General features: G+C 63.8%; 13 protein-coding genes. 4 read left to right on the top strand and 9 right to left on the bottom strand.

Features of this window, described 5'->3' with window-relative positions:
* Positions 1–5 precede the first annotated feature (5 nt).
* Positions 6–767, top strand: a complete 762-nt coding sequence (locus tag HFK74_RS15340; protein WP_180204241.1) for a MaoC family dehydratase N-terminal domain-containing protein — start codon at positions 6–8, stop codon at positions 765–767.
* 24 nt (positions 768–791) lie between these two features.
* Positions 792–1,478: a nitroreductase gene (locus tag HFK74_RS15335; protein WP_180204240.1), complete on the top strand. Its 687-nt coding sequence runs from the start codon at positions 792–794 to the stop codon at positions 1,476–1,478.
* Positions 1,479–1,564: 86 nt separating this feature from the next.
* On the opposite strand, the gene HFK74_RS15330 is transcribed toward HFK74_RS15335, so the two are convergent.
* Genes HFK74_RS15330 through HFK74_RS15290 form a run of 9 tightly spaced genes read right to left on the bottom strand, consistent with a single transcriptional unit; the run spans position 1,565 to position 11,308 of the window.
* Positions 1,565–2,746: an acyl-CoA dehydrogenase gene (locus tag HFK74_RS15330; RefSeq protein ID WP_180204239.1), complete on the bottom strand. Its 1,182-nt coding sequence runs from the start codon at positions 2,744–2,746 to the stop codon at positions 1,565–1,567.
* 34 nt (positions 2,747–2,780) lie between these two features.
* Positions 2,781–3,983: a 3-oxoadipyl-CoA thiolase gene (locus HFK74_RS15325; RefSeq protein WP_180204238.1), complete on the bottom strand. Its 1,203-nt coding sequence runs from the start codon at positions 3,981–3,983 to the stop codon at positions 2,781–2,783.
* Entirely contained in the window at positions 3,980–5,500 is a 1,521-nt protein-coding gene (locus tag HFK74_RS15320) for a 3-hydroxyacyl-CoA dehydrogenase (RefSeq protein ID WP_180204237.1), read from the bottom strand. Before HFK74_RS15320 ends, HFK74_RS15325 begins: the two co-directional genes overlap by 4 nt.
* A gap of 10 nt (positions 5,501–5,510) precedes the next feature.
* Positions 5,511–6,440, bottom strand: a complete 930-nt coding sequence (locus HFK74_RS15315) for an electron transfer flavoprotein subunit alpha/FixB family protein (protein WP_180204236.1) — start codon at positions 6,438–6,440, stop codon at positions 5,511–5,513.
* Complete coding sequence (locus HFK74_RS15310; protein WP_180204235.1) at positions 6,440–7,189, bottom strand: electron transfer flavoprotein subunit beta/FixA family protein; 750 nt, start codon at positions 7,187–7,189, stop codon at positions 6,440–6,442. The genes HFK74_RS15315 and HFK74_RS15310 overlap by 1 nt, the downstream gene beginning before the upstream one ends.
* Positions 7,190–7,219: 30 nt before the next feature.
* Positions 7,220–8,362, bottom strand: coding sequence for an acyl-CoA dehydrogenase family protein (locus HFK74_RS15305; protein WP_180204234.1), 1,143 nt, complete (start codon positions 8,360–8,362; stop codon positions 7,220–7,222).
* An 11-nt stretch (positions 8,363–8,373) separates the two neighbouring features.
* Positions 8,374–9,570 (bottom strand): acyl-CoA dehydrogenase family protein, encoded by a 1,197-nt coding sequence (locus HFK74_RS15300; RefSeq protein WP_180204233.1) that lies wholly within the window; start codon positions 9,568–9,570, stop codon positions 8,374–8,376.
* A 49-nt stretch (positions 9,571–9,619) separates the two neighbouring features.
* Complete coding sequence (locus HFK74_RS15295) at positions 9,620–10,480, bottom strand: enoyl-CoA hydratase/isomerase family protein (protein ID WP_180204232.1); 861 nt, start codon at positions 10,478–10,480, stop codon at positions 9,620–9,622.
* 51 nt (positions 10,481–10,531) lie between these two features.
* Positions 10,532–11,308: an enoyl-CoA hydratase gene (locus HFK74_RS15290; protein WP_180204231.1), complete on the bottom strand. Its 777-nt coding sequence runs from the start codon at positions 11,306–11,308 to the stop codon at positions 10,532–10,534.
* A 229-nt stretch (positions 11,309–11,537) separates the two neighbouring features.
* On the opposite strand from HFK74_RS15290, the gene HFK74_RS15285 reads away from it, so the two are divergent.
* A complete protein-coding gene (locus HFK74_RS15285) occupies positions 11,538–13,133 on the top strand; it encodes an AMP-binding protein (protein ID WP_257230331.1) in 1,596 nt (531 codons plus the stop codon).
* A gap of 45 nt (positions 13,134–13,178) precedes the next feature.
* The gene (locus HFK74_RS15280; protein ID WP_180204229.1) at positions 13,179–13,946 is read left to right on the top strand and encodes an SDR family NAD(P)-dependent oxidoreductase; all 768 of its coding nucleotides are present in this window, start codon (positions 13,179–13,181) and stop codon (positions 13,944–13,946) included.
* Positions 13,947–13,967 lie beyond the last annotated feature (21 nt).

The following is a 13,967-nucleotide window of genomic DNA, read 5'->3' as shown; positions in this document are numbered from 1 at the left end:
CCGGCATGGATCTCACCGCGCTCGCCGGCCACCGGTTCGCGCAATGCCAATGGTCGTTCGAAGCCGAACGCGTTTCGGCCCTGAATCAGGCCATTGGCATGCCCCCGAACTGCAGTCCGCCGCCGACCCTCGCCTACAGCGCCGACATGGACCGGGGCGTGGTCGAGCAGCTGTTCACGTTGACCGGGCTTAAGGCCCATCAACTGCTGCATGGCGAGCAACACTTCCACTATCACCAGGCATTGCAGCCGAGTCACGTCTACCGCAGCAGCGCACACCTGAGCGAGGTCATCAACAAGCCGCGTTTCAGCCTGCTGCACAAGCAAACCCGGTTGTTCGCTGCGGACGGTTCCCTGGCGTGCGAGATGCTCAGTATTTATGTCGCCGTTCCGCAACCGGGCGCGCCCAACGCCGGGCCGACGCTCGATACACACGATTCGCCGGCACGCATCGCCCCCGAGATCAGTCGGGAGCAGATCCAGGCATTTGCCAGCGCCTCAGGGGATCACAACCGCGTCCACCTGGAACCGGCCATTGCGCAGAAGGCCGGGCACCCGGACGTGTTTGCCCAGGGCATGCTCGGGATGGGCTTGCTCGGCAGCCTGCTGCCCGGCTCGCGCCTGCGCCGTTTTGGCGTGCGCTTCCTGTCGCCCATTGCCCTGGGCGATCACCCAAGGCTGTACCTGTCAGGCAGCACCCGCCGCAACCTGATACTGGCCAACGAGAACAATCGCATTCGCCTCAGAGGCTACGCCGAACTCGACTGAACCGCGCATAATCGGAGAAGATCCATGCATGTAGACAACGCCATACGCTCCCGCAAATCGGTCCGCCGCTTCCTGCCCATGGGTATTTCCAGGCCGGTGATCGAACATATCCTCAAGGTGGCCTCCCGGGCGCCCAGCGGCAACAACGTGCAGCCGTGGCATGTCCATGTGCTGACCGGCGATGCCAAGCAGGCGCTGTGTGCCGATATCCTGGCGTCCACCACCCAACCCGGCCAGCATGACCCTGAATACCAGTACTACCCGGACAACTGGTTCGAACCCTATCAGGGCCGGCGTCGCGCCTCCGGTTATGGCCTGTATGAAGCGCTCGGCATCGACCGCAACGACCGGGAGGCCCGCGAGCATCAGAACCTGCGCAACTTTCATTTCTTCGATGCCCCGGTCGGCCTGTTGATCAGCCTCGATCGCCGACTCAATACCGGCAGCTACATCGACCTGGGCATGTTCATCCAGAACATCATGCTCGCCGCTCGCGGCCAGGGCCTGCACACCTGCCCCCAGGCCGCGTTCGCCTGGTATCACAAGATCGTCCGCCGGCATGTGCCCCTGGCGGATGAGGACATCCTGGTCTGTGGCATCGCGCTCGGGCATGAGGACCGCGACGCACCGGAAAACGGCCTGCAGACACAGCGCGAGCCGGTCGCGGCTTTCACCTCCTTCCATGGTTTCACCGAGCACGTGCCGGGGTAAACGGGTAGCCCCAATGAAAAAGGCGATGGTATATGACCATCGCCTTTTTTTGGCTTGTCGCCGGCTTCACACCGGGCAGGCGAGTATCAGAAAAACGCCTGGATTCCGGTCTGCGCGCGACCGAGGATCAACGCATGAACGTCGTGGGTGCCTTCGTAGGTGTTGACCACTTCCAGGTTTACCAGGTGACGGGCCACGCCAAACTCGTCGCTGATGCCATTGCCACCCAACATGTCCCGCGCCAGGCGTGCGATGTCGAGCGACTTGCCGCAGCTGTTGCGCTTCATGATCGAAGTGATTTCAACGGCGGCCGTGCCTTCGTCCTTCATCCGCCCCAAACGCAGGCAACCTTGCAGCGCCAGGGTGATTTCGGTCTGCATGTCCGCCAGCTTCTTCTGGATCAACTGGCTGGCAGCCAGCGGGCGACCGAACTGGTTGCGGTCCAGTACGTACTGGCGCGCGGTGTGCCAGCAGTCCTCGGCCGCGCCCAGTGCGCCCCAGGCGATGCCGTAGCGCGCCGAGTTCAGGCAGGTGAAGGGGCCGCGCAGGCCGCGCACATCCGGAAAGGCGTTCTCTTCCGGGCAGAACACGTTATCCATGACGATTTCGCCGGTAATCGACGCGCGCAGTCCGACCTTGCCGTGGATGACCGGCGCGCTCAGGCCCTGCCAGCCCTTCTCCAGGACGAAGCCGCGAATCTGCCCTTCATCGTCCTTGGCCCAGACCACGAACACGTCGGCGATCGGGCTGTTGGTGATCCACATCTTGCTGCCGGTCAGGCGGTAGCCACCGTCGACTTTGCGCGCCCGGGTGATCATCGAGCCCGGATCGGAGCCATGGTTCGGCTCGGTCAGGCCGAAGCAGCCGATGTAATGACCGCTGGCCAGCTTGGGCAGGTACTTCTGTTTGGTGGCTTCATTGCCGAATTCATTGATCGGCACCATCACCAGGGAGGACTGCACGCTCATCATCGAGCGATAGCCCGAGTCCACGCGCTCGACTTCCCGGGCGATCAGGCCATAACACACATAGTTCAGGCCGCTGCCGCCGTAGGTTTCAGGAATGGTCGCGCCGAGCAGGCCGGTCTCGCCCATCTCGCGAAAGATCGCAGGGTCCGTCTGCTCGTGCCGAAACGCCTCCAGCACCCGAGGCGCCAGCTTGTCGGCGGCGAACTGCTGGGCACTGTCGCGCACCATGCGCTCTTCTTCGCTGAGTTGCTGATCGAGCAGCAGCGGGTCGATCCAGTTGAAGCTTGCCTTGTTGGCCATGGGTCATTCTCCGGTTGGGTTCTTGTAATGTTGGTCAGTCGAGGCGTTCGATCACGCAGGCAATGCCTTGGCCGAGGCCAATGCACAGGCTGACCAGGGCGTAGCGTGCGTTGCTGCGTTCCAGTTGCCGCACCGCGCTGTAGGCCAGGCGAGCGCCGGAAGCACCCAGCGGGTGGCCGATGGCAATGGCCCCGCCGTTGGGGTTCAGGCGCGAATCGTCGAAGGCCACGCCGAGTTGCCGGGCACAGCCGAGCACTTGTGCGGCGAACGCTTCGTTGATTTCGATCAGGTCCATGTCGGCAAGCGTCAAGCCTGCGCGCTGCAAGGCCTTGGTGCAGGCCGGCACCGGGCCCAGGCCCATCAGGCGTGGTTCGACCCCGGCCACGGCGCCGGCGAGGATGCGCGCGCGAGGCCTGAGGTCGACCTTTTCGCCAATGGCCCGCGAGCCAATCAACAGCGCTGCCGCTCCGTCGTTGATGCCCGAAGCGTTGCCCGCGGTGACAACGCCGCCGTTAAACAGCGGTTGCAGGTCCGACAGCGCCTCGAAGTTGCTTTGTGGGCGCGGATGCTCGTCACGGTCGACGATCTTCGGTGGCTGCTTGCGCCCTTGTGGCACTTCGATGGGCAGGATTTCACCGGCCTGGAAGCCATCGCGCACGGACGCGTCGAACAGCGCCTGGCTGCGCGCGGCATAGCGGTCGGCGTCCTCGCGAGAGATGCCCAGTTCACGGGCGACGTTGTCCGCCGTCTGCGGCATTGAATCGGCGCCGAACCCGGACTCTACCTTCGGGTTGGGAAAGCGTGCGCCCAGGGTACTGTCGTACACCTGGAAGTCCCGCGACCAGGCGCTTGGCGCCTTGGCCACCACAAACGGCGCGCGGCTCATGCTCTCGACGCCGCTGGCAATGAACAACTCGCCCTCGCCCGAGCGCACGGCACGCGCAGCATCCAGCACGGCGGCAAGGCCAGAGCCGCACAGGCGATTGACGGTCAAGCCGGCAACGGCCGTCGGCAGCCCGGACAACAGCGCGACATGACGCGCCAGGTTGCGCCCGTCCTCACCGGCCTGACTGCTGCAGCCGGCGATCAGGTCTTCATAGTCGCGCACGTCGAACGGGTTACGCGCCACCAGGGCACACACCACACTGGCCAGCAGGTCATCCGGGCGCACAGCGGCCAGGGCGCCAGCGTGGCGAGCGAAAGGCGAACGCAGGCCATCGTAGATGTAGGCACTCATGCTTGCTCCTCGGGGGTGGTCAGGGGCAGGCCGAGCTGCACACGACGCCGCAACCAGGGGCTGACCCGGTAGCGCGGCTCCTGATACAGCTCATGCAGTCGCTGCAGGATCTGCTGGATCTGCAAAGCACCGTAATGGTCGCCAAAGCCCAGCGGACCATGGGGGTAACCGAGGGCCAACTGCACCGCACGGTCGAGGATCGCGGGCTCGGCGATGCGCCGCTGGGCAATCTCGCAACCCAGGTTGACGATGCCGGCGAGTACGCGCTGGGCGATGAAGCCCGGCGAGTCATTGATGACTTCCACCGGTACACCATCGGCACCCAGGGCCTGGCGTGCCTGGGCCAGCACCTGTGGATCGAGTGCCGGTTGGCGCATCAGCACGCGGCGCGTGTCGAAACCGACAAAGGTCTCCAGCGCCAGGCTGCGTCGCGGCGGCAGTCGCTTGCGGGCGATCACGCTGCTGGCATCCTCGCCCAAAGGCGTAACCAGGCAAATGGCGTGCGCACTCGGTTGATCGCCCTGCTCCAGGACCACGCCGGCAGCGGACAGCACCGCGGCGATCCGCTCGCGCATGGCCGAATCGTCGCAGTCCAGCCAGAACGGTTGGGTGATCACCACTTGCGGCGGCGCCTGCTCTGCTTGCTCGACCACGCTACCGTCCTGGTAGCGATAGAAGCCCTGCCCGGTCTTGCGCCCGAGCAAACCACTGGCCAGACGCGGGGGCACCAGCGCCGATGGGGTGTAGCGCGGGTCCTGGTAAAACTGGGTGTGAATCGACTCCATCACCGCCTGGGAGATGTCCAGGCCGACCAGGTCGAACAGCTCGAACGGCCCCATGCGAAAGCCGAGGCTGTCCTTGAGGATGCGATCGATCTGCGCCGGGGTGGCAATCCCCTCGCCGAGGATACGCAAGGCCTCCGGACCGAAGGCCCGCCCGGCATGGTTGACCAGGAAGCCCGGCGAGTCAGGCGTCGTCGCGGCAAAATGCCCGGCGTGCCCGGCCAGCGCCGCCAGGCGCTGAACCACCTGCGGGTCGGTGAGTTCGCCACGCACCACCTCGACGATTTTCATCAGTGGCACCGGGTTGAAAAAGTGAAACCCGGCCACCCGTTCAGGATGCCGGCAAGCGCTGGCAATCAGGCTCACCGACAAGGATGAAGTGTTGGTCGCCAATACCGCATCGGGCCTGACGACTTGCTCCAGCGCGCGGAACAATGACTGCTTGGCCTCGAGGTTTTCCACGATCGCCTCGATCAACACATCACAATCGGCCAAGGCTTCAAGGCTGATGGCCGGGCGCATGCAAGCCAATGCCGTCGCCAGTACTTCACTGCTCAACTTGCCCTTGGCGGCGGATCGCTCAAGCAACGCGCGATTGGCTTGCAGCGCTTCTTCTGTTGCTTCGCTACGGCTGTCATACAGCAACACCGGAACGCCCGCGGTGGCGAACAACTGGGCGATTCCCCGGCCCATGGCACCGCTGCCGATCACACCGATCTGTCTGAACGTATTCACATGCACCTCCTCAGATTGCCCGTTCCAGCTCCGGCACGGCCTCGAACAGATCCGCCACCAGGCCGTAGTCGGCCACCTGGAAAATCGGCGCCTCTTCGTCCTTGTTGATCGCCACGATCACCTTGGAATCCTTCATGCCGGCCAGATGCTGGATGGCGCCGGAGATGCCCACGGCGATGTACAACTGCGGCGCGACGATCTTGCCGGTCTGGCCGACCTGCATGTCGTTGGGCACGAAGCCGGCATCGACGGCAGCGCGCGACGCCCCCACGCCTGCGCCGAGCTTGTCGGCCAGTGCATAGAGGTGCTTGAAGTTGTCGCCGTTCTGCATGCCACGGCCACCTGACACAACGATCTTCGCCGCGGTCAGCTCCGGACGGTCGGACTTGGCCAGTTCTTCACTGACGAACGCCGACCGGCCGCTGTCGCTGACCAGGCTCAGCGCTTCGATGGCGGCATTGCCCCCTTCGGCGGCAGCGGCGTCGAACCCGGTACTGCGCACAGTGATCACCTTGACGGCGGCAGATGACTGCACCGTCGCGATGGCATTGCCCGCGTAGATCGGACGCTTGAAGGTATCGGCACTTTCGACCGCGATGATCTCCGAGATCTGGTCGACATCCAGTTGCGCGGCAACCCGTGGCAGGATGTTCTTGCCGTTACTGGTGGCAGCGGCGAGGATGTGGCTGTAGCCCTTGCCAAGCTCGGCAACCAGAGGCGCAACGTTTTCCGGCAATTGGTGGGCATAAACAGCGTTGTCGGCCAGCAGCACTTTCGCTACGCCAGCAACCTGCGCCGCCGCTTCAGCCACGGCACCGGCGCCGTGACCTGCGACCAGCAGATGAATGTCGCCACCGATCTGCTGCGCAGCGGTCACGGTATTGAGGGTAGCGGCCGCCAGTGCCGCGTTGGTGTGTTCAGCGATAACCAGGATAGCCATTAGATTACCTTCGCCTCGTTCTTGAGTTTCTCGACCAGTTCGGCCACTGACTTGACCTTGACTCCGGCGCTGCGCGCAGCCGGTGCTTCGACTTTCAGGGTCTGCACGGTGCCAGCGCAGCTCACGCCCAGGGCGCTCGGGGTGAGCACCTCCAGCGGCTTTTTCTTGGCTTTCATGATGTTGGGTAGCGACGCGTAGCGCGGCTCGTTCAGGCGCAGGTCGGTGGTGACGATGGCCGGCAGTTTCAGCGCGACCGTTTGTGCGCCGCCGTCGATTTCGCGGGTCACGGCGACACTGTCGCCGTCGATGGCGACTTTCGACGCGAAGGTGCCCTGCCCGTAGCCACCCAATGCCGCGAGCATCTGGCCGGTCTGGTTGTTGTCGCTGTCGATGGACTGTTTGCCGAGGATCACCAGCCGAGGCTGTTCCTTGTCGACAACCGCTTTCAACAGCTTGGCCACCGCCAGGGAACCCAGGTCTTCACCGGCCTCGACCAGAATGGCACGGTCGGCGCCCAGGGCCAGCGCGGTGCGCAGTTGCTCCTGTGCCGTGCTGCTGCCGATGCTGACGACCACCACCTCGGTGGCAACCCCCTGCTCTTTCAGGCGCACCGCTTCTTCCACGGCGATCTCGCAGAAGGGGTTCATCGCCATCTTGACGTTGGCCAGGTCGACGCCGGACTGGTCAGCCTTGACGCGAACCTTGACGTTGAAATCGACCACGCGCTTTACCGCAACCAGTACTTTCATAGTGTGTTCCCGTGTGAGTGCAGTGATGGGTCAGGCGCTGCGCAGCAGCGCGGCATAGGCCTGCAAATGGTGGTCGTCATCGCCCAACTGGTGGCTGAGCATCACCAGTCTCTTGGCGTGATGGGCCAGGCTGTATTCCCAGGTCATGCCGATGCCGCCGTGCAACTGGATCGCTTGCTCGGCGATCAGGCGGGCGGCGCGCACCACCACGAATTTGGCGGCGGCCAGTTGCCGACTGCGCTCGTCGCTGTCGGCCTGATCGGCCACGCAGGCGGCAAGAATGGCCATCGAGGTGGCCAACTCCAGCTCGCCGCGCATGTCGGCCATGCGGTGCTGCAACACCTGGAACTTGCCGATGGGGGCACCGAACTGCTTGCGCGTCTTGAGGTAGTCGAGGGTCAGGCGAAACGCTTCCTCCATGCCGCCGATGGCTTCGGCGCACTGCCCGGCAATGGCGCGACCCTGCTGATAATGCAAGGCCGGCAACGCCTCGCCGACGTTGCCGAGCAACGCGCCCCGACCCACAAAGACATCGTCGAGGATCAGGTCGCTGGCACGTGGGCCGTCGATGCAGGGGTAATCGAGACGCTGCAAACCGTCCGCCTGGGAATCGACCAGGAACAGGCTGATCCCCTGTTCACCAAGCGCATCGCCGCCTGTACGCGCCGACACCAGGATCAACCCCGCACTGGCCGCGCCGACCACGGCGATCTTGCGCCCGGACAGGCACCAGCCGCCCTCGACCGCGCGTGCCTGGGTCTGCACATCGTGTAGTTGGTAGTGACTTTGCTGTTCTTCCAAAGCCACCGCCAGTTGCAGCGAGCCTGCAGCGACTTGCGGCAACAGGTCTGCCTGCTGGCTGGCATCACCCAGTTGCTGCAGCAGGCCCGCCGCGTGAATCTGCGACTGCAGGAACGGCTCCAGGCACAGGTTGCGACCGAGTTCGGTCATGATCAGCAGGTTGTCCACGCCGCTGCCACCGAAGCCGCCGTGTGCCTGGGCAATCGGCACCGAACACAGGCCCAGTTCGGCCATCTGGTTCCAGAATGCCGGGCTCATGCCGGCTTCGCTGCGGTAGTAGCCCTCGCGGGCTTCGAAGCTGTAGTGATCGCGGGCCAGTCGGGCCACGGTGTCTTGCAGCATCTGCTGCTCGGAGCTGAGTGTGAAGTCCATTGCGTACCTCCTTAAAGCTCAAGAATCATCTTGGCGATGATGTTCTTTTGAATTTCATTGGAGCCGCCGTAGATAGACAGCTTGCGCAGGTTGAAATACTGGCTGGCGGGGGCGGCGCTGTAGTCGCTGTGCAGCGAGGTGCCTGTGAAGTCGTCGTGCAGTTCTGCCTCCACAAAGGGCAACGCCTTGGTGCCCAGCGCCTTGCGCAGCAAGTGGCTGATGGCCTGGCGAATTTCCGATCCCTTGATCTTCAGGATCGAGCTTTCGGCACCGGGCACACCGCCGGCCTGGGCGGCGGCGAGGATGCGCAAGGTGCTCATCTCGATGGCCAGCAGCTGAATCTCCACCTCGGCGACCTGCAGGCGGAACTGCAAATCGTCCAGCAGCGGCAAACCGTTGCGCAGTTCCTGCCGGGCCACCGCCTTGAGGTGCGCCAGTGCCGCCTTGGACTGGCCAACGCCGGCCTGCCCGGTGCGCTCGTGGGTCAGCAGGTATTTGGCGCAGGTCCAGCCCTGGTTCTCTTCGCCCACCAGGTTCTCGACCGGTACGCGGACGTTGTCGAAGAACACTTCGTTGACCTCATGCTCGCCTTCGAGCGTGATGATCGGGCGTACGCTGATGCCGGGGCTGGCCATGTCGATCAGCAGGAAGGAAATACCCCGCTGCTGCTGGGCTTCGCTGTCCGTGCGCACCAGGCAGAAAATCATGTTGGCGTGCTGGCCCAGGGTGGTCCAGGTCTTCTGGCCGTTGACCACATAGTGCTCGCCCTCGCGCACGGCGCGGGTCTTGAGGCTGGCCAGGTCCGAGCCCGCGCCCGGTTCGGAGTAGCCCTGGCACCACCAGTCTTCGCCGCTGAGGATGCGTGGAAGGTAATGCGCCTGCTGCGCCGGGCTGCCGAATTTCATGATCACCGGGGCAACCATGTTGACGCCGAATGAGATCAGGCGCGGCGCGCCGAAGGCGGCGCATTCTTCTTCGAACAGGTGCTTTTGCACCACGCTCCAACCGGTGCCACCAAAGGCCATCGGCCAATTGGCCGCGTACCAGCCGCGCCGCCCGAGAATGCGCTGCCAGCGTTGGTGGTCGTCCTTGCTCAAGCGCTTGCCCAGGCGAACTTTGCTGGCGATGTCTGCGGGCAGCGCGTCACTTAGAAAGGCCCGCACCTCGGCGCGGAACTCAAGCTCGGCGGGTGTGTAATGGATGTCCATGCAAAGTCCTCTATCGATGGTCAGGCCAACCCCGAGGCTGGCCGCAAGTTCAGCCTTGGCGTTGCCTGGCCGCCTGGCGCCGGGCAAAGAAGTCTTCGATCAGCGCCGCGCGCTGGGGCGATGCCATGCATTCGAGAAACAGTGCACGCTCGCGCTGCAGGCCTTCGCTCAATGGCATTTTCGTTGCCGCTTCGACGGCGGCGAGGCAGCGCGGTGCCGAGAATGAATCAACTTGGGTCCGGGTGATTTCGCTGCGTCGGGCCTCAATCAAGGCGCTGGCTTCGGCAGGTGTCGTGGGCATCTCGATCTGGCCGACGCGCCGCACTGGGGCCCGCTCGGCCAAGAGTTGTCGTGCATGTCGCAGGCCTGCGACCAGAGGCTCGTCGTCGAACAGGGCGTCTACCAGACCCAGTCCCAGCGCCTGGCTCGCCTCTATCGGTTCGCCCGTGATGATCATCTCCAGCGCTGTTGCCACGCCCACCAGACGCGGCAAGCGCTGGGTGCCGCCACCACCGGGCAACAGCCCCAGGCGGGTTTCCGGCAAACCGAGCCGGGTGGCGCTGTGGGCAATGCGGTAGTGACAGCCCAGCGCGACTTCCAACCCCCCGCCCAGCACCGAACCGTGCAGCACCGCCAGCGAAGGCTTGTTGCCGTTTTCGATGGCCAGGGTCAGTTCCTGCAGGATCGGCGCCTGGGCCGGCTGGCCGAACTCGCGAATGTCGGCGCCGGCGATAAAGGTCTTGCCCGCGCAATAGAGCATGATCAATTCGACCTGCGCGTCCTGTTCGGCCTCTCTAAAGGCTTCCAGCAACCCGGCGCGCAGGGCGTGGCCAAGGGCATTGACCGGCGGGTTGTCGACCCGGATCAAGGCCACGCCTGCCTCGCGGGTCATTTGCACGACTGAAGTCATCGGACAGTTCCTCTTCTTGTTCTTATGCGGCTTGCCAATCGGTCGCGGTCTTCAGCGATGGGTCCACACCGGCTGGCGCTTCTGGGCGAAGGCCTGCATGCCCTCCTTCTGGTCCTGGCTGGCAAAACTGGCGTGCATCAGGCGCCGCTCGAACTGCACGCCCTCGGCCAGGGTGGTTTCGAAGGCCCGGTTGACCGCTTCCTTATTGAGCTTGACCGCGATGGCCGGGTGAGCGGCGATTTGCGCGGCCACGGCCAGGGCTTCATCCAGCAGGCCGGCCAGGGGCACCACGCGACTGATCAAGCCCAGGCGCTCGGCTTCATCGACGTCCATGAAACGCCCGGTCAGGCACAGGTCCATGGCCTTGGCCTTGCCGATGGCGCGGGTCAGGCGCTGGGTGCCGCCAGCGCCAGGCAAGGTACCGACCTTGACTTCGGGCTGGCCGAACCGGGCGTTGTCGGCGGCGATCACCATGTCGCACATCATCGCCAGCTCGCAGCCACCGCCCAGCGCCAGGCCGGCAACCGCTGCAATCACCGGTTTACGGCAGCGGGTGACCGTCTCCCAGTTGGCCGTGACGAAATCCTCCAGGTACACATCGGCAAAACCCTTGAACTGCAATTCGCTGAGGTCGGCACCGGCGGCGAAGGCTTTGTCGTTGCCGGTAATGACCACCGCACGAATCTGCTCATCGGCTTCGAAAGCCAGCAGCGCCTGGCCCAGTTCAGTCATCAAGGCGTCGTTGAGGGCGTTATGGACCGCCGGGCGATTCAGGCGGATCAGGCCGACGGCGGCACGCTGCTCGACAAGGATGTTCAGGAAAGCCATGTCATCTACCTCTTGTTCTGCGGGAATGCCTTCGAATATATCCACAGAAAAATACAAAGACAACATGTTGACATATTAATTTTGAAAGCCTTATCTTCAGCTCATCGAAAGGGCAACACCAGATCGCCAGATAACAACAACTCAAACCCTTAAGAGTCGATATAAACAAATGAACACCTGGACAGGCACACCCACAGAGCGTCATCCAGAAACGCCCAGCAGTAGTGACATGATCATTACAGATTACTGGGATGCGCAGCTTGCCCGGGGCGCCGACTGCCGCGCTCTGTCGAGTTACCAGAGCGGCGAAGACACCCCCGTCTCGTTTACCTACGGCGAACTGGATGCCTTGGTGACCCGCATGGGCGCCGGCCTGGCCGCCCTGGGCGTGGAAAAAGGCAGCGTGGTGTCCTGCCAACTGCCCAACAGCTGGCAGATGACCGCCCTGTTCCTGGCCTGTGCCCGTATCGGTGCCGTATTCAATCCATTGATGCCGATTTTTCGCGAACGCGAGCTGCGCTTCATGCTCGGCCACGCCCGCAGTCATCTGCTGGTCGTGCCCAAGCTCTTCCGGGGTTTCGATTACGCCAACATGGCCGAGGGCCTGCGCGCTGACTTGCCTGAACTGCGGCAGGTATTGGTGATCGGTGGCGAAGGCGACAACAGCTTCGAACGGCAACTGCTGGACCGGGCATGGGAAAACAATGGCAATACCCAGGCGCTGTTCGCCGAGCTTCGCCCGCAGGCCGATGACATTGTCCAGTTGCTGTTCACCTCTGGCACCACCGGTGAACCCAAGGGCGTGTTGCACACCAGCAAGACCCTGCTGAGCAACATCATTCCCTATGCCGAGCGTCTGGGGCTTGGCCACCAGGACATTGTCTTCATGGCCTCGCCCATGGCCCATCAGACCGGTTTTCTCTACGGCATGCTGATGCCCATCTACCTCGGCGCGGCGGCGGTACTGCAAGACGTGTGGGATGCGCGCACCGCCGTAAAGATCATCGCCGCCGAGCGCCCGACGTTCACGATGGCCTCGACACCCTTCCTCGCCGACCTGATCGAGCTTGCCCCTGGGCACCGCGATGCATTGTCGAGCCTGCGGATTTTTGTCTCGGCCGGCGCGCCGATTCCGGAAAGCCTGGTGGAAAAGGCCGGCAACAGCCTCAACGCGAAAATTGTCTCGGCCTGGGGCATGACCGAAACCGGTGCCTCGACCATGACCCGTCCGCAGGACGATCCCGAGCGGGCCATCTACACCGACGGCCTGTCCCTGCCCCTGGTGGAAGTGCAGGTGGTCGACGATGTCGGCATTGAAGCCCCTGCCGGCAGCGAAGGCCATCTGCAAGTCCGCGGCGCCAGCCTGTTCGTGGGTTACCTCAAGCGTCCCGACCTCTACAGCGTCGACGCCCAGGGTTGGTTCGCCACCGGCGATCTGGCCCGCATGGATGCCCAGGGTTATATCCGCATCACCGGGCGAACCAAGGATGTGGTGATCCGCGGCGGCGAAAACATCCCGGTGGTCGAGGTGGAAAACCTGCTCTACAAGCACCCGGCCATTTCGGCAGTGGCCCTGGTGGGCTGCCCCGACGAGCGGCTTGGCGAGCGGGTCTGCGCCTACGTCACCCTGCATGACGGTTACACGGACCTGCGCCTCGACGAGGCGGTGACTTTCCTGCTCGAACACAACCTGTCGCGCAACTACTTGCCCGAGTACCTGGAAGTGCTGCCTGCCCTGCCCCGCACGCCTTCCGGAAAGATCCAGAAATTCAAGCTGCATGAGCGGGCCGCGAGCATTCGCATCGACCCGGTCAAGCGCCGCTGAACCCTCCCCTCAAATCGCGCAAATCAATAATTGGAGAATGCCCCTATGAAAGGCCTGAATGGAAAAACCGTCATCATCACCGGCGGTGGCGGCGGCATCGGTCGCGCCGTGTGCCTGCGCTTCGCCGCCGAAGGTAGCCTGGTGGCGGTGCTCGATCGCGACAGCAGCGCTGCACAAACCACCGTCGACCTGATCCGCGAAGCCGGTGGCAAGGCCGTTGCCTACGCCGCCGACATCACCGATTACGCCGCCATCACCGACACCGTGGCCGCCATCGAAAAAGACCTGGGCGTGCCGACGGTATTGGTCAACAACGCCGGTTTCGACCGCTTCATGCCGTTCCTCAAGACCGAGCCCAAGCAGTGGGAACAGTTGATTTCGATCAACCTGACCGGCGCCCTGAACATGCACCACGTGGTATTGCCGAAAATGCTCGAGGCCGGTGGCGGCAAAGTCATCAACGTCGCCTCCGATGCCGCCCGCGTCGGTTCCTCGGGCGAGGCCGTGTACGCCGCCTGCAAGGCGGGCCTGGTGGGCTTGAGCAAGACCCTGGCGCGGGAGCTGGCGACCAAGGGCGTTAACGTCAATGTGGTTTGCCCGGGCCCCACCGACACCGCGCTGCTCAAGAGCGTGGCCGACACCTCCAACAACCCGGAAAAACTCCTGGAAGCCTTCAAGAATGCCGTGCCGATGCGTCGCCTCGGCCAGCCGGAAGACTACCCGGGAATCATCGCCCTGCTCGCCAGCGACGATGCCAACTTCATTACCGGTCAAGTGATCAGCGTGTCCGGTGGCCTGACGATGGCTGGCTAAGCCAGACCACACTCAAATGGG

It is taken from the genome of Pseudomonas sp. SbOxS1, assembly GCF_013416725.1.
GTDB lineage: Bacteria > Pseudomonadota > Gammaproteobacteria > Pseudomonadales > Pseudomonadaceae > Aquipseudomonas.
Note: the sequence above shows the minus strand (reverse complement) of the source record. Positions and strands in the feature narration are given on the sequence as shown.

Coding starts and splice junctions, on each gene's coding strand:
- HFK74_RS15295 (WP_180204232.1), bottom strand. CDS start 10,480: ATGACTTCAGTCGTGCAAATGACCCGCGAGGCAGGCGTGGCCTTGATC.
- HFK74_RS15330 (WP_180204239.1), bottom strand. CDS start 2,746: ATGGCCAACAAGGCAAGCTTCAACTGGATCGACCCGCTGCTGCTCGAT.
- HFK74_RS15310 (WP_180204235.1), bottom strand. CDS start 7,189: ATGAAAGTACTGGTTGCGGTAAAGCGCGTGGTCGATTTCAACGTCAAG.
- HFK74_RS15335 (WP_180204240.1), top strand. CDS start 792: ATGCATGTAGACAACGCCATACGCTCCCGCAAATCGGTCCGCCGCTTC.
- HFK74_RS15325 (WP_180204238.1), bottom strand. CDS start 3,983: ATGAGTGCCTACATCTACGATGGCCTGCGTTCGCCTTTCGCTCGCCAC.
- HFK74_RS15305 (WP_180204234.1), bottom strand. CDS start 8,362: ATGGACTTCACACTCAGCTCCGAGCAGCAGATGCTGCAAGACACCGTG.
- HFK74_RS15280 (WP_180204229.1), top strand. CDS start 13,179: ATGAAAGGCCTGAATGGAAAAACCGTCATCATCACCGGCGGTGGCGGC.
- HFK74_RS15285 (WP_257230331.1), top strand. CDS start 11,538: ATGATCATTACAGATTACTGGGATGCGCAGCTTGCCCGGGGCGCCGAC.
- HFK74_RS15340 (WP_180204241.1), top strand. CDS start 6: ATGGATCTCACCGCGCTCGCCGGCCACCGGTTCGCGCAATGCCAATGG.
- HFK74_RS15315 (WP_180204236.1), bottom strand. CDS start 6,440: ATGGCTATCCTGGTTATCGCTGAACACACCAACGCGGCACTGGCGGCC.
- HFK74_RS15300 (WP_180204233.1), bottom strand. CDS start 9,570: ATGGACATCCATTACACACCCGCCGAGCTTGAGTTCCGCGCCGAGGTG.
- HFK74_RS15290 (WP_180204231.1), bottom strand. CDS start 11,308: ATGGCTTTCCTGAACATCCTTGTCGAGCAGCGTGCCGCCGTCGGCCTG.